The following is a 22,470-nucleotide window of genomic DNA, read 5'->3' as shown; positions in this document are numbered from 1 at the left end:
CGAATGTTTACTTGGGTACAGCCTTTTTCATTTCTTTCATAGAAGCCGCAATTTCCTTTTTCCGATATAAATATTGAATAAATATCCTTAAGACTGGCGGAACAACAAAAAAGATAAAAAACAATCGAAACAACTGATAACCCGCTACCATCGAGAGGTCTGCATGGATCTCAGCTGCCATAATCCCCATTTGGTCCATACCACCTGGTGCCAAGCTAAGTACACTAGTAGCAATGGACATATCTTTCATATGTGCAAAAAGCCAGCTTAATCCCCCAGAGCCAAGCAGAAGCATAATTCCTGAACCAATAGCCACACCAAACATTTTCGCTTTATTCTCAATTTCTTCAAATTGAATTAATAACCCCACATATACACCAATCATCAATTGCGAAACATCTAATACACTTGATGGAAGTGTTGGCCCAACAAATCCCATCAAGCCAACAATTGCTGTGCTAAAAATGGGTCCCACTAGATATGGAGTTGGGAACTTCAATTTTTTTGCAAGAAAAATAGATAAGACCACTATCGGGATAAACACGAGAATACTTGGAAATAGATCCACTAAACCAATTGTTGGAGAATGAATGGTTATGGAAGAACTTGATGGTTCATGCGCAACGAATGGACTAAACACAAACAATGGAACAAAAACGACAATTAAAATCAATCTCGAAACCTGTAGAAACGTTACAATGGACAGATTAATTCCTTTTATCTCTTCCCCCAAAAGAAGCATTTGTGATAATCCACCTGGTATACTCCCAATCAGAACCGATGGGTAATCCAATCTTGTCATTTTTGAAATGATAAAAGCTAAGCCTATACAAAATCCGATAATGATAATCGTCGCTAGGAAAATCGATGGAAGCTGAGCAAAAATTAATTTTAGCGCCTCTTTTGTAAAGGACAATCCAATGGAATAACCGACAATGACCGTTCCAAGATCTCTCATATATTTGGACCAGTATAATTTCAAACCGAGCCTCGAAGCAATTAATACAGCCCCCATTGAACCGAGCAACCAAGGGACTGGAAGATGGATAAGATTTGCTATAAGAGCTCCAGCTACCGCAATAGCCACTGTTATTATCATTAATAAAATTATGTGAGAATTCATTTTAGACAAACTTTCTTCACCTCTTCTACAATTCCAAGTATATGGGAAATATGTAATTGTTACCACATAAACAGCTTTGAGGTAAAAATTCCCACCGCAAAATTTGTAGGATATACAAATCCTTTGAAGGATTATATCTATTGTTGTAGAAATTAAGAAAATGGGAGAATAAATTGGGCGTTTTTTAGGGGGATTCTGTGTTTTGCTAGAAAATATTGGTCACATACTATATCATGTTCTAATTGTCATCTTTCCTATTCTTGTATTCTATTTTTTAGCCATACTAAAAAATATCTATTCTAGTAAATCTCACAGAGGAAAGCTATTAGGAATGGTTATTATCATTCTCCTATTAACAATGTCCTTTCCAGTTAGTTATGCAAATGGGTTTGTTTATGATTTTAGGTTAATTCCCATTATCGTCGCTTTCATGTATATCGGGATGGTTCCAGGAATCATCACTGTTATCATTATGCTTATTTATTTGAATTTTTTAGATGAATTGAACCTCTTGGTATTTTTTATCAACTATTCTATTATTACAGTCATTTTTTATTATCTTAGAAAAAAATTCAAACTGCTCAGCTTGAAAAAAAAGCTTCTTTCCATTAGTGGCGTCTATTGGCTCATAACGTTAACTAGAAGTATTACTATGATTAAAAGAGAGCAACTTGACTACATTTTAACGGTTTTTATTTTCTCATTAATCACTTGGTTCACGTTAATGCTTGTCTTCCTTCTTATTGAAAATCTGAAACAACAATTATTTTTACAACGGGAGTTAAAACGTTCTGAAAAACTGAATGTAATTAGCCAGCTTGCTGCATCGGTTGCTCACGAGGTAAGAAATCCAATGACGACGATTAACGGTTTTTTACAGTTGATCAAGAGGGATGAAAATATTACCGATACACAACGGAATTATATCGAAATTTCTTTGGGAGAATTGACTCGTGCTCAGGATATTATTAATGATTATCTATCTTTAGCAAGGCCGAATAACTCATCGTTTCAAGTGGTCAACATTAGCGAAGAATTAACGAAAACAATCGAGCTTATGACTTCTTATACAAATTTCCAAAATATTGAAGTGGTTTCAAGAATTGAAGATAACCTCTATATAAATGGGAATACTGATGAAGTTAAACAGGTCTTTATTAATATCTTGAAAAATGGAATCGAGGCAATGGAGAGTAACGGAATACTAGAAATACACGCTTATGAGGCTAACAAAAAAGTAGTCATTAAAATTGCCGATAACGGTGAGGGCATGACTAAATCACAACTTTCACGGATTGGTACACCCTTTTATTCCACAAAAGAAAAAGGAACTGGAATTGGCTTGACGATATCTTTTCAAATCATTGAACAGTTAAAGGGAAAAATTAATATTAAAAGTGAATATGGGATGGGAACTACCTTTATTATTGAGTTGCCTTTTTATGAGGGGAAATAAATAAAAGAAGCTGGTTAATTATGATCAGCTTCTTTCCATTTAATTATGGTTGCTTCTTCTCAACCATATCTATTCCTTCCTCGTCTTCATCAATGATCGATGTGGCTGTTCGTTTAAACTCTGATAAGGTCTTTCCCACTGCAGAACCGATTTCCGGAAGTTTTTTCGGTCCAAATATTATTAACGCGATGATTAAAATAAGGATTAATCCCGGAATACCAATATTCGATAGCATACTTCCACCTCTTAAGCTAAAATTCCACCTTTTTCTCTGTAAGACATAATCCCTTCAGCTGCTCGATAAGCTAACGCCCCGACCGTACCAGTAGGATTATAGCCGCTATTATGCGGGAACGCAGTCGCACCAACAGCAAAAACATTTTCAGCATCCCACATTTGCATATAATTATTAACGGCTGATGTATCTGGTTCTGCTCCCATAATAATACCGCCAGTATTGTGGGTAGATTGGTAGGTCGTAATGTCATATGGACCTAACTCTTCAAACGGATCAATAAGATCTGCCCCCATTTCCTTCATAATTTCGATACAGCGTTCATTTAAATACTTAGCCAATTGTCGGTCCTGTTCTTCAAAATCAAAGGTTATCCGCACTAATGGGTCACCGAACTCATCCTTATAGGTCGGATCGAGATCAAGATAATGATGCTTAAACGGCATACTGGCCCCTTGTCCCCCAACGGATAACATCCGATTAGCATATTTAACCGAATTTGCTTTAAACTCTTTTCCCCATGTAGGTGTTCCTTTTGGTACTTTGTTGTTAGATATCGGACGAAGTCCTGTTTGCGAAATGGCAATCGATCCGCCATGAATGAAATCTAGCTTGGTATGATCAAAATTATCGCCATTATAATCATCGAGTACCATCCCGAGTGCACCTGCACCCGCATACGTATTGAACTCTTCTTTTTCAAAAAAGCCTGTGGCACTCCCTTTTTGAACCTGATAAGCATAATTTTTCCCGATAACGCCAGTCCCCGTGTTAGGATCATATGGACGACCAATGCCTGATTGCAGCAAAAGTCTTACATTATTAAAAACATAGCTTGTTAGCACTACAATATCTGCAGGCTGTTCAATCTCTTCACCTGTTGTTGTGTCGATATACATAACTCCTGTGGCCTTGTTACCTGATTTCAACACCCGTCTCACATTCGAATGAGTACGTATTTCAAACTTTCCTGTCTTTTTCGCCACTGGAATTACCGTAACAACTGGGTCAGCTTTCGCCCCATATTCACAACCAAATCGCTCACAATACGCACAATATTGACAAGCTGCTCGAGAAACCCCGTCAGGATTTGTATACGCCTCTGATAGATTTCCAGAAGGGCGATTATATGGATGGAGCTTTAAGTTTGTTGCTGCTTTTCGGAATTTTTCCAGTGCCGGTGTTGTTTTCATCGGCGGAGTAGGATATGGGCTGGATCTTTTTGGCCCAAGAGGATTTTCTTCTCCAGAAATACCAGCCATTTTTTCAAATTTATCGAAATACGGCTCCAGTTCATCATAGGTGATACCCCAATCCTGAATCGTCATGTCCTTCGGAATCTTTTTCTTCCCATATCTCTCGATTGTTTGGCTACGAATTTCAAAATCGTAAGGAAGAAAACGATAGGTTTGACCATTCCAATGAACTCCTGAACCTCCTAAATTATCTCCCAATATAAAAGATCCATATTGGCGCATCGGTAATGCTCGAAGCTTTTCGTTGCCTCTGAATGTAATTGTCTCCTTAGAAAGATCCTGCATAAGTTCATATCTAAGGGCATAGCGAAGCTCATCATGGACCATGAAATAATCCTCAGTTTTTCGCTCTTTTCCTCTTTCTAACCCGACGCAATTTAGGCCCTGTTTGGTTAACTCAGCAGCGATAATCCCCCCTGCCCAGCCAACACCAACAATGACCACATCTACCTTTGGTAATTTCTTTGCCACGCTCATCACCTCATTCTATTAATGTCCTAAATGATCCTTAAGACTTTTTGGTGCAATTACCTTAAACTCTTGATCAATCACATCCGTATAGGCCATTTGACTGCCTGGATAATTGCGCATTTTCCAGCCATCCATATTGCGATTTCCACTATATAAAGGATCGCTATAAGCTCCTTCTAATGTAGCGGTTCTCAACATATTGAAAAATCCGCTTGGTGAAATCGTAGTCAACTGGACCTTATCCTCAGCAAAATCCGTTAGAACATCAATTTGTTGTTCTTCGTCTAAATCAATAAAGTTCTTTTCGAATTTTGTTAAGCTATGATTTTGCAGTTCTCGAAGTCCAATATCAAAAATTTCACGACGTCTAAGTCGACCTTGATACCCTTGCACTTTTTCACCTTTAAAAAACGGTGGATGCATGTATTCCCTTGCATTAAAGCCCCAGTCTCCACTTAATTGGTGATCAATAAAATAGGCAACTCCTAAATCCTTCGCCCCTGGACCATTGTCATCGGCTGGAAAAATCCGTTCTGTCGCCGCTTCGACCATTCGAAATTGTTGTTGGGTAAAAAACATTAGGGCGAGATTGTAATTTTCAACATGTTGTTCAGTTTTGACATCTTCATTCGTCGTTTTATCTTTAAAAGGAATTAAACTACCTAAGGCTCCACCTACAGCTAAACCACCAATAGCAATTCCAGAATTCTTAAGAAATCTACGACGGGTAAGAGATTCATTTTTTTCCTGTTGATTAGCATTATCTGCCATAAAATCCACCTCCTACATTTTACCGATAGAATGCCCCAATAAAATCCATTCATACACAGAAATAATTTGGGCAAGATAACATAAAATCTAACTTTTAGAGGTGGAAAAATATGAAAAAAACTTGGAAAATAGCGGTTCCTATAGGAATTATTTTGACTCTTTCAGCATGCGCCGGCCAACAAAATGCAGTCGATGAAACGGTACAAGCAGAGGAAGGACAGCATATCGACACCCACAGTCCTCACGCAACCAACGTATATGACAAAAACGTATCTACCGAAAATTTGAATGACGGCTTAATTATCCCAAGTGAAAATGGCGAAAAAAGACAAACTACCGATGAACACGGTGGAACGACTCATGGGGCCGGAACAGATGTCTATAGTATGATTGGAAGCTCCGGCCTACATGATGGAGGCATTTCTTCTCATCTAGAATCCAGATTAGGTAGCGAAGGTATTAGCGGGGTAAAGGTATTCGTTTTAGATGACACAGTTATTCTTGCAAGAGCAGCAGCTGAGACGACTTCCAATCAATATGATTCGATGCAGAACCATGTTCTAAACAGTGCCAACGGAATGACAAATCCTAATGGAAATAATCAGGACACATCACAAGAGACAGCAGCTCCAGATGTGGATGACAATCTTGATAAAGCAAAAAATTACATGAACAAGGTTTTTAATGGGAATGTTCAAACCCTAACCGTTACCAATCCGAAAGCAGTGGCGCTTATTGAAAAGATTAAAAATGATTTGAAGAAAGATGACGTACCGTATGAGGCTGTTTCACAAGATATTATTACGTTGGTTAAGATGACACGGGAAAAGTAAGAAAAACGCAGGTAATTTTTCCTGCGTTTTTCTTATGAGTTTCTCTAAACCGGATAAACCCCATGCTTCCGATCAGTAAACACTTGATACTTCGACTTATACACTTCAAACCGATTCACAAGTTCATCGCGAAGGCTGTTCGGTTCAACGATTTCATCAATAATCATTTCAGAGGCTAGGCGATAAATATCGATGTCCTGATCGTATTCATGCCGCTTCTGCTGAATGAATTCCTGACGTTCCTCTTCTGGAAGTGCCGCGATTTTATTAGCGTACACCGCATTCACTGCCGCCTCTGGCCCCATAACCGCAATTTTTGCGGATGGAAGAGCTAGGCAGCAATCTGGCTCAAAAGCAGGACCAGCCATCGCATAGAGTCCTGCACCATAAGCTTTTCGGACAATGACCGAAACTTTCGGCACAGTAGCCTCGCTCATGGCGAAAATCATTTTTGCTCCATGACGGATAATACCGACTCGTTCGACTTTCGTTCCAATCATGAAGCCTGGAACATCTGTTAAGAACAATAGCGGAATATGGTAAGCATCACACAAGGTAATGAACTTCGCTGCTTTATCTGCTGAGTCATGGAATAGCACTCCACCTTTTACGCGTGGCTGGTTTGCAAGTATCCCAATCGACTGACCGTTCAATCGTGCAAAGCCTGTTATCAATTCAGGTGCAAATAACTTTTTAATTTCACAAAAAGAATCTTCATCGATGATTCGGTCAATCAATTCATACATATTAAAAGATGCATTCTGATTTTTCGGAAGCAATTCTTCAATCGATTTTTCAAATTGCTTAGCCGTACCAGGCTGCACTACTTCTGGCTTTTCTTTATAACTTTGTGGAAAATAGGATAAATAACGGCGAGCGAACGTTAATGCCTCTTCTTCCGTTTTAACCAATACATCACCACAGCCTGAAACCGAGCAATGCATTTTTGCTCCACCCATTTCTTCAAGCGTCACCTTTTCGCCAATGACCATTTCCGCCATCCTTGGTGAGCCTAAATACATCGATGCATTTCCTTCGACCATCACGACAATATCGCAAAATGCTGGGATATAGGCACCACCAGCAGCTGATGGACCAAATAACAAGCATATTTGCGGAACCTTTCCAGACAGTTTTACTTGATTGTAAAATATTCGACCAGCACCTCGCCTGCCTGGGAACATTTCGATTTGATCGGTAATTCGTGCACCTGCCGAATCGACTAAATACAGCATCGGAACTTGCAATTTCTCCGCCGTCTCTTGAATTCGGATAATTTTTTCCACTGTACGAGCACCCCATGAACCTGCTTTGACTGTTGAATCATTGGCCATCACACAGACCGTGCGACCATGAATTTTTCCAATACCTGTGACCACACCATCTGCTGGAAGTCCGTCCTCTTTACAGTTTGCAAAGAAGGCATCTTCTACTTTTATTCCCTCATCAAAAAGTAGCTCAAGCCGCTTACGAACAAATAACTTTCCTTTTTCCGCATTTTTTTCATGGTAGCCTTTAGCGCCGCCCTGTTTAATCTTTTCAACGAGTTCATGATATTGTTCCATTTTTTCTTCCCCCTGTGTTTGAACAGTCATCCCTTATTCCCCCTTATACTGCGGCTTTCTTTTCTCTTTAAAAGCTGTCAGTCCTTCGATACGATCTTTTGTTGGGATGGTCACGGCATATGCCATCTGTTCAATTTCTAAACCAGTCTGTAAATCAGCATCCATTCCTTTATTGATAGCGTTTTTTGCTTGAGCTACGGCAATAGGCCCATTACTAGCAATTCTATCAGCAAGTTCTTTCGCTTTTTGTAAAAGCTCCTCTTTTGAAACGACATATTCTACCAGTCCTATTTCCTTTGCTTCGTATGCTTCCACTCTCTGTGCCGTGTAAATTAGTTCCTTCGCTTTCCCTAGACCTATGAGTCGAGGTAGACGTTGCGTCCCACCTGCTCCCGGTATAATCGCTAAGGACGTTTCAGTCAAACCAATCTTTGCCGTTTCGGTCGCTACCCGGATATCACAGGCTAAAGAGAGTTCAAGCCCTCCCCCGAATGCTGCTCCGTTGATGGCTGCAATAACTGGCATTGGGAGCTGTTCAACAGAATTGATAACCTGACGAATCAAGGCTACTGTCTGTTTTACTTCGACAGGCGTCATTCCCGCTCGTTCCTTTAAATCAGCCCCTGCGCAAAATACTTTTTCACCAGCACCTGTGATGATCACAGTACGGATCGATGCGTTATACTTTAATTCTCCAATGGTCTCTTTAAATTCAGTGAGCATTTGCCTCGAAAAAGCATTAGCTGCTTCAGGACGATTCAATGTAATTGTGGCGATATTTTTTTCGATATTTAGTAAAACAGTAGTCGTCAAAACGGCGCCCACCTTTCTAATTAGAAATCTTGCTTCGCTCCGTCTGCATCGTATGACTCGGGAGCGCCTTCCCCAATTTTTCTTCTAAAAATCGTGCGGAATGGATAAGTTCTTTCCGCTTGAGTCCAGTCTCAATTCCCATACCCTCAAGCATATAATGCAAGTCATCGGTTGCTAGATTTCCAGATGCACCAGGTGCGTATGGACAGCCGCCAAGCCCTCCTAGTGCGCTATCAAAATTTGTAATTCCAAGATTCAGTGCAACTAGCACATTTGCTAGTGCCGTCCCTCTCGTATTATGAAAATGCATCGCGATTCTTTCTTTAGGGAATCGCTTCAAAACTTCTGTTAAAACCACTTCCACCTGCTTCGGATTGGCAACCCCGATTGTATCTCCAAAAGAAAGCTCCTCAATTCCATATGAAAATAATTTATCGGAAACAGCCAAAACCGAATCGATGGAAACATTCCCTTCATAAGGGCAACCAAATACAGTAGAAACATAGCCTCTAACTGATTTTCCTGCAGCAATTCCTTCTTGTATGACAGGTTTTAGCACAGGATAAGTATCGGATATAGATTTATTGATATTTTTCAGATTGTGAGTTTCAGAGGCGGACATAAACACCGCCACTTCATCCATATTGGCTGCAAGCGCACCTTCAAGCCCTCTTTCGTTCGGAACAAGCGCTGCATACGTAATGTCACTTTTCCGTTTTATCGATTTTGCCACTTGAATCGCATCCGCTAATTGAGGTATCCATTTAGGATTCACAAAGGACGTGATTTCGATATAAGATAACCCTGTTTCAGATAACATATTGATCCATTCAATCTTGTCTTCTGTCTTGATCATTTGTTTTTCGTTTTGCAGACCGTCACGTGGCCCAACTTCTTTTATCGTTACTTTCTTCGGAAGGCTCATCACTCACATTCCTTTCCAGGAATTATTCTAATATCACTAATTCATCTTCCTCGTTAACAAAATCTCCTTCGCTTACTTTAATGTCCTTTACAATACCACTTGCTTCGGCAGCAATCGGGATTTCCATTTTCATTGATTCTAAAATCACAACATCCTGTCCTTCGGTCACTTCGTCCCCTATATTCACAAGTATTTTCCATACGCTGCCTGCCATATTGGATTGAATAGTTGCCATGATGATTCCTCCTATTTTTGAATATATTTCTCTACGAAACTAGTCGTCGTATCTCCGTTATGATATGCCTTATGAACAACGACCTCTCGAAGCATTGGAATGTTTGTTTTAATGCCGTCGATTTGATACTGCTCCAGTGCCTCTGTCAAACGTTGAATAGCCATTTCACGGGTCGAGGCAGATACAATTAATTTCCCAATCATCGGATCATAAAATGGTGTTACTGTTGACGCTTCGTGTACTGCTAGCTCATGACGAATTCCCTCACCAGAAGGAAGGACAAGGGCTGTGATTTTCCCTGGAGAAGGAAGGAATGTTTTTGGATCTTCTGCGTAAATTCGGACCTCAATCGCATGCCCTTCCAATTTGATTGCCTCCTGAGACCAGCGTAGCTTTTCCTCAACTGCCACTCGTAGTTGTTCCTCTACTAAATCAAGCCCCGTAATTTCTTCTGTTACTGGATGTTCAACTTGTAATCTGGTATTCATTTCTAAGAAGTAGAAGTTTTTCTCTTCATCTACTAAAAACTCAATCGTCCCGGTATTTTCGTAGCCAATCGCTAACGCGGCTTTGACAGCCACTTCCCCCATATTTTTCCGTGTAACTTCATCTAGGAATGGAGATGGAGCTTCCTCGACGACTTTCTGGTGACGTCTCTGGATCGAGCATTCCCTTTCCCATAGGTACACACAGTTCCCGAACTTATCAGCCAATAACTGAATTTCAATGTGACGAGGGTTTTCAATATACTTCTCTATATACATTTCACCATTCCCGAAAAACATTTGTGCTCTTTTTTGATTTCCCTCAAATGCTTTTAGCAATTCTTCATCATTTTGCACAATTTGCATGCCAATCCCGCCACCACCAGCACTTGCCTTTAGCATGACTGGATAACCAATTTGCTCTGAAGCCGCAATCGCTTCGTTCACATCTGCAACTGCCTTTTCGGTACCTGGTACCACCGGGACACCCGCTTCCTTCATGGCGTTTCTGGCTGCGATTTTACTGCCCATTTTTTCAATCACATCTGGCCTAGGACCTATAAACACGATGCCAGCTTCCTCACATTTTCGGGGAAACTCAGCATTTTCACTTAAAAGACCGTAGCCAGGATGAATAGCTTCTGCACCCGAAGCTTTTGCTGTTTCAATAATTTTATCGATTTGCAAATAGCTTTCATGTACGCGAGGTTTTCCGATACAATAGGCTTCATCTGCCAAATTTACATATGGGGCATCTGCATCTGCTTCGGAATAAATCCCAACTGTTTGAATTCCTATTTTTTTACATGTACGGATAATACGTGCCGCAATTTCCCCACGATTAGCAATTAAAATTTTCGAAAACAACAGACACACCTCCCAATGATGCAACGACAAGTCTTAGGCTCATTTCACAGTCGTTTTTCGGCTTATGATTTCTTGAATTTGTGACACGGTACCTGGATCTTCTAGCCCCGTAATATCACCTGAAACCTTGCCTGCTGTAACGATTTCCTTTAACAATCGGCGCATAATTTTCCCACTCACTGTTTTAGGCAACGCCTCTGTAAAAATAATTGTTTTTGGCACCGCTATTTTTCCAATCTGTTCAACAATCCGTTCATTAATCTTTTCCTTCAATTCACCTGTCCCAAGCGATAGGTTGCTTACTCGAGCAAATACAAGAGGGACCTCTCCTTTTATGTCATCAGGCACGCCAATCACTGCGGCTTCTGCAACACCTTCGCATTCCAACACAGCGCTTTCAATTTCCATCGTACTTAAGCGGTGACCAGCCACATTAAAGGCATCATCCGAGCGACCCACTACCCACACATAGCCATCCTCATCAATTAGGGCCAAGTCGCTAGCAAAATAGCTACCTTCCACCTGACTAAAATAAGAGGCTAAATAGCGTTCCGGCTCCTTCCAAAGTGTGCGACAAAGCATCGGGAATGGTTTCCGAATAACTAGATTTCCTAAAGTTCCTTGCTGAACTGGTTTGCCTGTCTCATCGACAACCGCTACATCTGCTCCTAAAAATTGTATCCCTGCTGAACCAGGTTTCATTGGTGTTAACCAAGCTGCCCCTGCTATTGGGCATCCCGCCGTTTCCGTCTGTCCCCAGGTATTATTAACACATATGTTTTTCTTCCCTAATACTTCATATGTCCAAAGCCATGATTCAGGATCAAATGGTTCACCAACAAGAGAAATGACTTCAAGGCAGGATAAATCAAATTGTTCTAGCACTTTTTCTCCCAAGCTCTTTAACATTCGTAACGCGGTTGGAGCTGTGAACAATTTATTGACTCGATACTTTTCGATCATCTGATAAAACCGGTCTTTTCTCGGGAAATCAATAGAACCTTCGTATACCACAGTAGTGACACCATTTGACAATGCTCCAGCAATCCCCCAAATGTGCATCGTTAACCAGCCAATATCTGCTGTACACCAGAACACATCGTCATCATGATGGTCCATATGATATTTGCTATAAAAGTAATTTTGTACGACAAAAGCCATTCCAGAATGTACAACACCCTTTGGCTTTCCTGTCGTCCCGCTTGTATAGAATACGATTCCATAATCATTTGCTTCTAGCCTCTCCGGTTCACAATGGATGCTTGCTTTCTCCGTTAGTTCATGCCACCAGAAATCACGACCTTCTTTCATGTTGACTTCTGTTCCTAACCGATTGACAACAATCACCGCTTCAATAGACTGAATATCTGGAACGACCTTGTCAACTTTTTCCTTCAAGTAAACTGCGTTCCCCCGTCGTGGTGTTGCATCGGTTGTTACGATAACCTTCGGCTCAAAACTAACGAGGCGATCCTTCAATGATTTCTCTGAATAGCCAGAGAAAATGGTATTATAAATGGCTCCAATTCGGAAGCAAGCAAGAACAGCGATAATCGCCTCAACTAGATTCGGTAAAAATATCGCAACGCAATCTCCTTTTTTCACACCAAAGGAACGGAGCACGTTGGAAAAACGGTTTACTTCAGCTAACAGCATGTTGTAGGTAAAAAAATTTGTGTCTCCATTTTCACCTTCCCAAATGAGAGCAGTCCGATTGCCAGCTCCATTTTCCACATGACGGTCAAGCATGTTCACACACGGGTTGCTAATACCACCTTCAAAAAATCGAAAATCAGGAAGACTTCCACTAATTGTTTGTTGCCATGGTTCATACCAAAACAATTCTTTTGCGACATCATTCCAAAAGGATGCGGGATCTTGTTGGGATTTTTGAAGTAGTTCTTGAAAAGCCTGACTGCTTCCAATGGAGGTTTTTGCCTGTCTTTCTTCAGTTGGATAAACGAGCTTACTTTCGGAAACGACTTTTAAAATTCCACTAACGTCCATGTGAATCCCCCTCGAATAAAAAATATTTGTTTCTATTAGACTAACTGTCTCGCAATGACGAGCCGTTGAATTTCCGATGTTCCTTCTCCAATTTCCATGAGCTTGATGTCACGCAAATAGCGTTCCACCTCATATTCACGCATATAACCGTAACCTCCATGGATTTGGACCGCTTGGTTACACGCTCGGAATCCTGCTTCTGAGGCAAATAATTTGGCGTAGGCTGATTCCTTTGTAAAAGGTTTTCCGTTATCCTTTAACCAAGCCGCTTTGTAAACCATATTCCTTGCTAACTCAATTTCCATTGCCATGTCAGCTAACTTAAATTGAATCGCTTGAAACTTTGCAATCGGTTGACCAAATTGAGTCCTTTCCTTGGCATAGTTAATCGCTTTTTCTAAAGCAGCCTGAGCAATCCCAACAGACAGTGCGGCAATGGAAATTCTCCCACCATCTAATGTATATAAGAATTGTTTAAAGCCTCCAGTAGGGTCACCAAGTAAGTTCTCCTTTGGTACACGGACATTTTCTAGGATGATTTCAGATGTATTAGAACCACGAACACCAAGCTTTTCATAGTTGCTATTAATCGTTAATCCTGCTGTATCAGTTGGAACAAGAATTGCAGAAATAATATTTTTTCCCCGCTCATCCTTTCCTGTCACAGCAGTTACGGTAATGGTTTTGGCATATTCAGCATTGGTGATAAAACATTTTTCCCCATTGATCACATACTCGTCACCTTCAAGAACTGCTTTTGTTCTTGTTCCGCCAGCATCTGAACCGGCATTTGGCTCTGTTAAACCGAAGGCGCCTAGTCCCTTTCCACTGGCTAATGGGACTAGAAAATGTTGTTTCTGCTCTTCTGTTCCAAAATAATAAATGGGGCTCGCACCAAGGGAAACAGCTGCGGCATAGCTTAATCCAGTGCTTCCACATGCCTTCCCAATTTCTTCAACGGCTATGGCATACGAGATGGTGTCTCCGCCTGAACCACCATACTTTTCCGGAAAAGGAATTCCTAATAATCCCAATTGACCCATTTTCTCAAATGTCTGTACTGGAAACTCACCTGTCTTATCAACATGGACCGCTTTTGGAGCCACCTCTTTTTCCGCAAATTCTTTCACCATGTCTTTTACCATTTGCTGTTCTTTCGTTAATTCAAAATTCATTCCTCGTTCCTCCTTCATTCAAATATATTCATAGATGGGACAAGTTATAAACAAAACCAGATCTCTGAATCTAACATCCCTTGAGACCGACTAGTTGGTCGGTGTTGGGCTCAAAAAATGAAAGCGCTTAAATTTAATAGAATATAAATGTTACTTTACTAACACAGACTGCAAAATAAGATCAATAAAATGATGGGCTATTTCCTCAATCGTTTTTTCTCTGTCCGTTTTATACCATTTATACATCCAATTAAGCATGCCTAAAATGGCCATACCTGTCATTTCGACTGACAGTTCAGAACGAAACTCTCCAGAATGAATCCCATCCTGAATAACTCGAAAAACAATATCTCGATATTCATCTCTTTTTCGCTTAATAATCTCTTCATACTCGGGTTTTAAATACTTGCTCTCTTGATAAAAGACGGAAATGTGTGGTTTGTAAAGCTCAAATACTTGTACATGATAGTAAATGATCGCTTGAAGTCGCTCAGTGGATGTTGTGTAGGTTTGAATGGCATGCTTAGCTTTATCTAATGCATATTGAATAAAATAATCATGAATTAAAAAAAGAAGTTCGTCTTTTGATGTAAAATGATGATAAAACCCTCCTTTTGAAGTACCACTTTCTTCAACAATTTGATTTACGGTGACACCATGGTACCCATTTTTCTCGAACAATTGCAGTGCGGTCGTAATGATCTTATCTTTTAATTGCGACATATAGATATCACCCTTCTGTGAGAAAGTGTAGCAGAAATATTTAGAATTTTCAATAACTAAGTTGAATTTGCGCTTTTACTCATTTTCTACACAAATTTGTTCACTGTTGATTATAAAAAGGGTTGAGCTATCTTGCTCAAATCCCCACAATCTAATGAAACTACGCTATTTTACAAAAAAAGCTGAAACCTTTGTTCCACAAAGATTCCAGCCTTTTCTTAATTCAAATCATATTTCCGACCTTTTATTAAATATGCTGCGCTTTCCGCTATATTCGTGATATGGTCTGCAGTCCGTTCCAAATAACGATTCACAAACAATAATTGTACCAATTGGTTTGTTTCTTCTTGTTTCTCACATAAGTGGCTAGTCAGTTGCTTATAGGTAACATCACTATATTCATCAACCTCGTCATCCATATCGCCAACTTCTTTTGCCAGGGCCATATTCTCATCGAAAAATGATATTAGAGCCTTGTTCAGCATAGTAATACATACATTTTTCATCGCTTCAAGACTTGTTATGTTCATTAAGGAATTCCCGCTGCCAATCTTAATCGTTGCTTTGGCGATATTGACTCCAAAGTCTGCGATTCGTTCAACCTCAGAGGAAATCTTAATAGCACCAATGATTTTACGTAAATCTCTTGCGACAGGCTGCTCTTTTACCATTAGCCAGATAGCCAATTGATTAATTTCTTCTTCTAGATCATCTATTTCATTGTCTTCTTCTATAACTCTGAGAGCTAATTCGACATCCTGAGTTTTAAGTGCATTAAATGCTTTTTCTAAAGACTCCACCGTCAATTGAGTCATTTCTTCCATTTTTACTTGCAATTCCTGCAAACTATTTTCGAAATTCTCGCGAACAACCATTGTTTTCTCCTCCGCTTAACCGAAACGACCAGTAACGTAATCTTCGGTTCTTTGATCAGATGGCATTGAAAAGATTTTATTTGTTTCATCAAATTCGATAATCTCACCATTTAAGAAAAAGGCTGTTTTATCAGATACACGTGCTGCCTGTTGCATATTGTGAGTCACAATAACTATCGTATATTCCTTCTTCATCGAAGCAATCAATTCTTCTACCTTTAGGGTTGAAATGGGGTCAAGTGCGGATGTTGGTTCATCCATTAGAATTACTTCTGGTTTCATCGCAATCGCACGTGCAATACAAACCCTTTGCTGTTGACCACCTGAGAGGCCTAGAGCAGAACTCTTTAAGCGATCCTTTACTTCATCCCAAATTGCTGCTCCTCGCAGACTTTCCTCAACAATTTTATTTAACTCAGCTTTATTTTTAATCCCTTGCATCCGTGGCCCATACGCCACGTTATCATAAATACTCATTGGAAAAAGGTTTGGTTTTTGAAATACCATGCCCACTTTTGTTCGAAGCTTGATCACATCATTGGTCTGATATATATCCTCACCATCAATAACCATTTTCCCATTAATTTTGACACCGTCAATTAGGTCATTCATACGATTGAGAGTTCGTAAAAAAGTAGATTTCCCGCAACCAGAGGGACCAATTAATGCCGTCACTTCTTTTTCCTTAATATCAATCGAAACATCAAATAGTGCTTGTTTCTCTCCATAGAAGAGATTTAAATCTTTCACTGCAATTTTCTTCTGTTGCTCTGTTGTATTGACTGACTTATCTGTCACCGTTTTACGATCTATTACTATTGTATTCAAGTCATTCACCTCGTTTAATAGTTGGCTTTATTTAACTTTTTCGATATGAAGGTAGCAGTTAAATTTAAAATTAAAATGAGTACGATAAGTACGATCCCAACAGCTGCTGCAAGTTCGATATCTCCCGCCTCCTGTGTGACGAGATATGAGTGCACTGTCAACGTTCGTGCAGATGAGAAAATACTTGCTGGCATTGCCGCCACTGTTCCTGCTGTTAAGAAAATCGCTGCTGATTCCCCAATAATCCTACCCATTGAGAGAATGAGCCCAGACAAGATCCCCGGCATAGCACTTGGCAAAATTACTTTGTACAAAGTCTGGAGTTTCGTTGTTCCTAGAGCGAGTGAACCTTCACGGTATGTTCTCGGTACTGTCTTTAAAGACTCTTCAGTTGTCCGAATAATAACTGGTAAGACAATAATCGTTAAAGTTAGTGAAGCTGCAATGATCGACATACCTAATTTCAAGGTTGTCACAAAAAACACGGCACCAAATAATCCATAAATAATAGAAGGAATACCTGTTAAGCTTTCCGTTGCAAAACGAATTGTATTTACTAATCTTCCTTGTTTAGCGTACTCCTGCAAATAGACTGCAGCTAGAATTCCAATTGGAGTGGCAATTAATAGTGAGATAGCAATCGTATAAATAGTTGTAACGATCATAGGTAATATTCCGCCTCCACCAGATGGAGAATAATCACCAAAAATAAAATCAAAGCTGATTAAGCCGATTCCTTTGTAGAAAATATAACCTACAATCATGACAAGTACTGCAACTGTTAAGAAGGCTGCAAACCAAAGTAAACCAAGGAGAATATTATCTTTTAGCTTCCTCAACTTAATTGCCACCTTTCGAGCTAATTCTTGCTAGAACAAAATTCAATATTAAAATAAACGAGAACAATACAATTCCAGTCGCAAACAACATTTCTTGATGCGTACCGAACGCATATCCCATTTCTAAAGCGATATTTGTCGTTAAAGGCCGGATACTATCCGTTAAGCTTGTAGGGATGATCAAGCTGTTCCCCGCTACTAAGATAACTGCCATTGTTTCACCTATAGCTCTACCCATCCCAAGAACGATGGCCGTCATAATTCCCGACTTAGCTGCCGGAACTACCACTTTAAAGATCGTTCCGATTGGTGAAACACCTAATGCCAACGAACCTTCTCTATATGTTTTTGGCACTGCCCGAATCGCTGTTTCTGCCACTGTTACAACTGTCGGTAGCATCATGATTGCTAAAACGATGATCACAGCTATTAAACTTTGACCCTTAATTAAACCTAAGTTATTTTGTAAAAAAGGAACAATGATAGCAAGTCCAAATACTCCATATAATACAGATGGAATTCCTGCTAGTAGCTGTACTGCTGGTGAAATGATTTTTGCTACGCTTCTCGGTGCAATTTCTGCTAAGAAAATAGCAGTGAATAAACCAATCGGAACACCAATTATTAAGGCACCAATTGTAGCGTAAATTGAAGCTACGATCATCGGTAGGATCCCGAATTTGTCCTCACTTGGAACCCAATCACTTCCTAACAAGAAATCAATAAAACTGTACCCCTCTGCAATAAATGGATGAGAGCCTTTATAAAAAACAAATCCTATGATAAGCAATAAACTGACAACCGAAAGAAGTGCACAAAATAAGAATACTCTCCCTGAAACTTTTTCTAACAAATACTTCCTTTTATTTGCCTTGCCAATTTCTCCTGCATCCTTTTTTATCGGTATGCTTGACATTCTGCATTCCCCCAAGATTGCTTTTACTTATTCTAATTATTGAACTGGAATAGCTCCTGATTCAGCCGCTATCGCTTGTCCTTCTGGACTCAAAATATAATCGATAAATTTTTGTCCTTCATTTGTAAGATTGTCCTCTACATGAACAAATAGGAACGGACGAGATAAAACATATTTATGATTTAGAACATTTTCTGCAGTTGCATCTACTCCATTAATGCTTACTGGAGAAACCGAATCATCGATATACTCAAAAGAAATAAAACCGACGGCATGCTTATTCGTTGCAACTGTGGTTTTAATGTTCCCGTTACCACTTGCTACAATCGCACTTTTAATTAGTTCACCTGAAGAGTAACCCACAATTTCTTGAAAAGCATCCCTAGAGCCTGAACCGTCTTCACGGGAAACAACTACAATTTCTAAATCATCTCCACCAAGGTCTTTCCAGTTGGTAACCTTTCCTGTGAATATGTCTTTGACTTGGTCCATTGTCAGATTTTTAACTTTGTTGCTTGGATGTGTTACAACAACAATGCCATCATAAGCAATGACTGTTTCCTGTAAACTCTCTTTCTCTTCATCCTTTAATTCTCGTGATGACATGCCAATCTCTGAAACCCCATTGATAGCATTCGTTATACCGGCGGAAGAACCAATTTGGTTAATTTCTATTTTGATATTATTATTTTTCTCATATTTTTCAGCCAATTTCTCAGCTAAGGGTCCGACGGAAGTAGAACCTGAAATAGCTAAGGTATGTATATTTCCTTCTAAATCTCCTGTTTTATCTCCCGCGCTACTATTTCCACAGGCAGCTAATATCATTGATGAACAGAGTATTAGTAACCCTATCTTTAATTTTTTTTTCATATGTTAAACCTCCAAAATTCGACTGACTATGTCCTATTTCGCAGTTTGCCTATTGTAAACAATAAGGATTGTTTGTAAATGTTTCATTAACGAATTGTAAAGGTTTTGTAAAGATTATTAACTGAAAATTAACTATATTGAGGATGGGTAAATTTTAGTATGCTTATCTCACTCAATTTTTACAAAAAAATAACAAAAAGAAGCTAGAATTCTTGATAAACCAAGATTTCCAGCTTCCTCATTAAATTTCTACTAGATTACTGCCCCTCTGTTAACACAGTACCTTTCTCATGTTTCTCAATCTTCACCGCACATGCCTTAAACTCTGCTGTTCCTGCAAGCGGGTCCGTAGCATGATTGGTTAATAGATTTGTATTAGCTTGTTCTGGGAAATGGAAGGACATAAAGACTAAGCCTCGTGGCTGTTTGTTGCTTATCTTTATTTTTGTCTCCACATTTCCTCTTCTGGATCTAACTCGAACCACTTCACCGTCTTCAAAACCAAAATGAGCTGCATCATCTGGGTGTATTTCGATGGCCTCCTCCGCATTTTTCACCTTTTTATAATTACTCGTTTGGACACCAGTATTATAAAATTGGAGACGACGTCCAGTTGTTAGCATCAACGGATATTCCTCATCTGGTACCTCAGCTGGCGGCTGATAATCAGTAGGCACAAACGTCGCTCTTTTACCTACGTCGTTTGACCAAAGACGGGTATGAAGGAATGGTGTACCCGGATGGTTTTCATCTGGACATGGCCATTGTAAACCACCTTCTTCATCAATTCGTTTATACGTTACCCCAGCAAAATTAGGTGCCAGTAATCGAATTTCCTCCCAAACTTCTTCTGCAGACTGATAGTTCCAGTTAGCTCCCATACTGTTGGCAATATCCTGGACAATCTCATGATCATGACGCGATATACCTGGCCCTTTTAATGCTGGACGAACACGTTGGATGCGACGTTCAGAATTGACGAGAGTACCATCGTTTTCAGCCCAACCTTTCGCAGGAAGAACCACATCAGCCATCATGGCTGTTTTCGTCATCAAGATATCTTGGACAACGAGAAAATCAAGATTCTCGAACAGCTTCTCTACATGGTGTCCATCTGCATCTGATTGCACTGGATTCTCACCAATTACATAAAGTGCTTTTATTTCCTTCGTTTCCATCGCATCTAGCATTAATGTCTGATGTTTGCCCATCTTTTTAGGAACCGATACACCCCACACTTGCTCATGAAGCCTTCTTCCTTCTGGGTCATCGTAATTCCAACCACCAACTAAGCGATTAGGCAACGCTCCCATATCTCCTCCGCCCTGAACATTATTTTGTCCACGGAGTGGATTGAGACCAGAGCCATATTTCCCAATGTGACCAGTTAGTAGAGCTAGGTTAACCAAAGAAAAAACATTTTCCGTTCCATTATGATGTTCTGTAATCCCTAATGTCCAACAAATCGTTGCCTTCTCTGCAGTAGCATAGAGACGGGCAATTTCCCGAATATCCTCTGCTGGTATTCCAGTAATTTTCTCGGCATATTCTGGCGAGTATTGTTGTACCTTCTCTTTATAAAGTTCAAACTGTTCTGTCGCATTTTGAATAAAATCTACATGAGCCAAGCCCTCTTCAATAATGACATGCCCCATCGCATTTGCTAGAGCAATATCAGTTCCCACACGTACCGGTAAATACTTATGGGCTAACTTCGTTTGATCAATCCGTCTTGGATCAATGACAACCATTTTGGCTCCATTCTTAATACCACGACGCATGTGATTAAAAATAATCGGGTGACATTCCTGGGTGTTGCTTCCCCAAACAAGAATAACATCGGTATTTTCTAATTCATCATAAGAGCCAGTTGCTGCACCTGTTCCAAACACAGTCACCAGACCGGTGACGCTAGGAGCATGTCAGGTTCGGTTACAGCTATCAATATTATTCGTGCCGATGACCGTACGCATAAACTTTCCAACAAGATAGTTTAGCTCATTTGTAGAACGAGAAGAACTAAAGCATCCAAACGCATCCGGACCATGAGACTCCTTAATCGCTGAAAAGTTATGAGCGATTAGTTGTAGTGCCTCATCCCAACTAGCAGGTACAAGCTTTCCATTTTTACGAATGAGTGGATCAGTTAATCTTCTGTCACTATTGATATATCCCCATCCAAGAGCTCCCTTAACACAGGTTTCTCCATGGCTCGAAGGATTTTCTTTATGTCCTTTAACTTTCACAATTTGTTCATTTTCTACCTCAACATCAAGACCACAACCAGTTCCGCAAAAACTACAAATGGTTTCGACTTGTTTAGCTTGAGTTTCCATGTTCACCACTCCTCTCCTGAGAGATTGTTATAAACCAACAATTCTATCTAATCGTGTGTACACATTGAGCGCATCATTTCGGATAAAGCCGACGGTTGTGATCCCTAATTCTTCAGCAAGCTCAAGTGCTAGTTCGGTAGGGGCTGATTTGGATAAAATAACCTCACAACCAATCTTCGCTACTTTTGATAAAATCTCAGAGGATATACGCCCACTAAAAACGATGACCTTATCTTTTAATGAAATTTGATTCCGAAGACAGTACCCATATATTTTATCCAATGCATTATGTCGACCAATATCTAATCGAGAAATAATCATGCCATCTTTGCTACATAACGCAGCATTGTGCACACCGCCTGTTTCAATAAATACACTCGAACTTTTTTGCATTTCTTCCATTAGGCGAAAGCATTCCTCAAAGGTTAACTTTACGTTCACATCTTTAAAATAATGTGACATTTTTGCATCATTAAAAAATACAAAACCCTGTCTACTTTTTCCACAACAAGAAGAAATATAGCGTTTCGAGTGAAATTTTTCATAAAAATGATTCACGTAATTTGTTTTAACATGAGCAAATCCTTCTTTTTCTTGAATCCAAATATCATCGATATCCTCATACCCTCTGATGACACCTTCTGAAGCCAAAAAACCGATTACCATATCCTCAATATATTCTGGTGTACAAACAAGAGTTGCGAATTCATTTTGATTCAATTTGATCGTAATTGGATGCTCAGTAACAATGGAATCTTCCTCTTCAATAATGTTTCCTTGTGCATAACGGGTGACGGTTCGTTTAACCGTGTTCTTCAAGAAATCTGTTCCCTCCTCCCGATGCACTTGCACTCGACATGCCA

At 39.8% G+C, this 22,470-nt stretch carries 21 protein-coding genes and 1 pseudogene; 2 read left to right on the top strand and 20 right to left on the bottom strand.

From position 1 onward, the window contains the following. Nucleotides 1-7: 7 nt before the first annotated feature. On the bottom strand, nucleotides 8-1,099 hold the full coding sequence (locus FA727_RS02140; RefSeq protein WP_246041664.1) for an AbrB family transcriptional regulator: 1,092 nt from the start codon (nucleotides 1,097-1,099) through the stop codon (nucleotides 8-10). A 226-nt stretch (nucleotides 1,100-1,325) separates the two neighbouring features. Here FA727_RS02140 and FA727_RS02135 point away from each other — a divergent pair, with 226 nt between their 5' ends. Then, the gene (locus tag FA727_RS02135; RefSeq protein WP_136829081.1) at nucleotides 1,326-2,579 is read left to right on the top strand and encodes an ATP-binding protein; all 1,254 of its coding nucleotides are present in this window, start codon (nucleotides 1,326-1,328) and stop codon (nucleotides 2,577-2,579) included. Nucleotides 2,580-2,622: 43 nt separating this feature from the next. Here the strand turns inward: FA727_RS02135 and tatA are convergent, their stop codons facing one another. From tatA to FA727_RS02120, 3 genes are read right to left on the bottom strand one after another with little or no spacing between them, the layout of a single operon-like run. Continuing rightward, nucleotides 2,623-2,814 (bottom strand): twin-arginine translocase TatA/TatE family subunit, encoded by a 192-nt coding sequence (gene tatA, locus FA727_RS02130; protein ID WP_136829080.1) that lies wholly within the window; start codon nucleotides 2,812-2,814, stop codon nucleotides 2,623-2,625. A gap of 11 nt (nucleotides 2,815-2,825) precedes the next feature. After that, entirely contained in the window at nucleotides 2,826-4,541 is a 1,716-nt protein-coding gene (locus FA727_RS02125) for a GMC family oxidoreductase (protein ID WP_136829079.1), read from the bottom strand. A gap of 18 nt (nucleotides 4,542-4,559) precedes the next feature. Next, nucleotides 4,560-5,312 carry a gluconate 2-dehydrogenase subunit 3 family protein gene (locus tag FA727_RS02120; protein ID WP_136829078.1) on the bottom strand — a complete coding sequence of 251 codons (753 nt, stop codon included), beginning with the start codon at nucleotides 5,310-5,312 and terminating at the stop codon, nucleotides 4,560-4,562. 110 nt (nucleotides 5,313-5,422) lie between these two features. Here FA727_RS02120 and FA727_RS02115 point away from each other — a divergent pair, with 110 nt between their 5' ends. Beyond that, on the top strand, nucleotides 5,423-6,145 hold the full coding sequence (locus FA727_RS02115) for a hypothetical protein (protein ID WP_136829077.1): 723 nt from the start codon (nucleotides 5,423-5,425) through the stop codon (nucleotides 6,143-6,145). Between the two features lie 44 nt (nucleotides 6,146-6,189). Here the strand turns inward: FA727_RS02115 and FA727_RS02110 are convergent, their stop codons facing one another. The 16 genes and pseudogenes from FA727_RS02110 to fdhD all read right to left on the bottom strand — a co-directional run bounded on the left by FA727_RS02110 (nucleotide 6,190) and on the right by fdhD (nucleotide 22,426). Further along, nucleotides 6,190-7,740, bottom strand: a complete 1,551-nt coding sequence (locus tag FA727_RS02110) for an acyl-CoA carboxylase subunit beta (RefSeq protein WP_136829076.1) — start codon at nucleotides 7,738-7,740, stop codon at nucleotides 6,190-6,192. 3 nt (nucleotides 7,741-7,743) lie between these two features. Then, nucleotides 7,744-8,523: an enoyl-CoA hydratase gene (locus tag FA727_RS02105; RefSeq protein WP_136829075.1), complete on the bottom strand. Its 780-nt coding sequence runs from the start codon at nucleotides 8,521-8,523 to the stop codon at nucleotides 7,744-7,746. A 16-nt stretch (nucleotides 8,524-8,539) separates the two neighbouring features. Continuing rightward, nucleotides 8,540-9,448, bottom strand: a complete 909-nt coding sequence (locus FA727_RS02100; protein WP_194138497.1) for a hydroxymethylglutaryl-CoA lyase — start codon at nucleotides 9,446-9,448, stop codon at nucleotides 8,540-8,542. A gap of 22 nt (nucleotides 9,449-9,470) precedes the next feature. Then, nucleotides 9,471-9,683, bottom strand: a complete 213-nt coding sequence (locus tag FA727_RS02095) for an acetyl-CoA carboxylase biotin carboxyl carrier protein subunit (RefSeq protein ID WP_136829073.1) — start codon at nucleotides 9,681-9,683, stop codon at nucleotides 9,471-9,473. Between the two features lie 11 nt (nucleotides 9,684-9,694). Beyond that, nucleotides 9,695-11,035 carry an acetyl-CoA carboxylase biotin carboxylase subunit gene (gene accC, locus FA727_RS02090; RefSeq protein WP_136829072.1) on the bottom strand — a complete coding sequence of 447 codons (1,341 nt, stop codon included), beginning with the start codon at nucleotides 11,033-11,035 and terminating at the stop codon, nucleotides 9,695-9,697. Between the two features lie 39 nt (nucleotides 11,036-11,074). Further along, the gene (locus FA727_RS02085) at nucleotides 11,075-13,042 is read right to left on the bottom strand and encodes an acetate--CoA ligase (RefSeq protein WP_136829071.1); all 1,968 of its coding nucleotides are present in this window, start codon (nucleotides 13,040-13,042) and stop codon (nucleotides 11,075-11,077) included. Nucleotides 13,043-13,077: 35 nt separating this feature from the next. Continuing rightward, on the bottom strand, nucleotides 13,078-14,217 hold the full coding sequence (locus FA727_RS02080) for an acyl-CoA dehydrogenase family protein (RefSeq protein ID WP_136829070.1): 1,140 nt from the start codon (nucleotides 14,215-14,217) through the stop codon (nucleotides 13,078-13,080). Nucleotides 14,218-14,367: 150 nt separating this feature from the next. After that, nucleotides 14,368-14,940, bottom strand: a complete 573-nt coding sequence (locus FA727_RS02075; protein ID WP_136829069.1) for a TetR/AcrR family transcriptional regulator — start codon at nucleotides 14,938-14,940, stop codon at nucleotides 14,368-14,370. Between the two features lie 218 nt (nucleotides 14,941-15,158). Beyond that, nucleotides 15,159-15,815, bottom strand: coding sequence for a phosphate signaling complex protein PhoU (gene phoU, locus FA727_RS02070; RefSeq protein ID WP_136829068.1), 657 nt, complete (start codon nucleotides 15,813-15,815; stop codon nucleotides 15,159-15,161). Nucleotides 15,816-15,830: 15 nt separating this feature from the next. After that, nucleotides 15,831-16,634 carry a phosphate ABC transporter ATP-binding protein PstB gene (pstB, locus tag FA727_RS02065; protein WP_170209258.1) on the bottom strand — a complete coding sequence of 268 codons (804 nt, stop codon included), beginning with the start codon at nucleotides 16,632-16,634 and terminating at the stop codon, nucleotides 15,831-15,833. 23 nt (nucleotides 16,635-16,657) lie between these two features. After that, nucleotides 16,658-17,482, bottom strand: coding sequence for a phosphate ABC transporter permease PstA (gene pstA, locus FA727_RS02060; RefSeq protein ID WP_136829067.1), 825 nt, complete (start codon nucleotides 17,480-17,482; stop codon nucleotides 16,658-16,660). A 1-nt stretch (nucleotide 17,483) separates the two neighbouring features. Further along, entirely contained in the window at nucleotides 17,484-18,398 is a 915-nt protein-coding gene (pstC, locus tag FA727_RS02055) for a phosphate ABC transporter permease subunit PstC (protein ID WP_136829066.1), read from the bottom strand. A gap of 36 nt (nucleotides 18,399-18,434) precedes the next feature. After that, complete coding sequence (locus tag FA727_RS02050) at nucleotides 18,435-19,271, bottom strand: phosphate ABC transporter substrate-binding protein (RefSeq protein ID WP_136829065.1); 837 nt, start codon at nucleotides 19,269-19,271, stop codon at nucleotides 18,435-18,437. A gap of 257 nt (nucleotides 19,272-19,528) precedes the next feature. Then, nucleotides 19,529-21,439: a formate dehydrogenase subunit alpha gene (gene fdhF / locus FA727_RS25075; RefSeq protein WP_368732005.1), complete on the bottom strand. Its 1,911-nt coding sequence runs from the start codon at nucleotides 21,437-21,439 to the stop codon at nucleotides 19,529-19,531. A 3-nt stretch (nucleotides 21,440-21,442) separates the two neighbouring features. Then, nucleotides 21,443-21,607: pseudogene (locus tag FA727_RS25070) on the bottom strand (hypothetical protein); the annotation flags it as partial. A 27-nt stretch (nucleotides 21,608-21,634) separates the two neighbouring features. After that, a complete protein-coding gene (fdhD, locus tag FA727_RS02040; RefSeq protein ID WP_246041662.1) occupies nucleotides 21,635-22,426 on the bottom strand; it encodes a formate dehydrogenase accessory sulfurtransferase FdhD in 792 nt (263 codons plus the stop codon). Nucleotides 22,427-22,470 lie beyond the last annotated feature (44 nt).

Origin of the sequence: Robertmurraya kyonggiensis (assembly GCF_005116465.1) — a bacterium.
Classification (GTDB): Bacteria; Bacillota; Bacilli; order Bacillales; family Cytobacillaceae; genus Robertmurraya; species Robertmurraya kyonggiensis.
The sequence above is the reverse complement of the archived record's forward strand: the minus strand, read 5'-3'. Positions and strand labels throughout refer to the sequence as shown.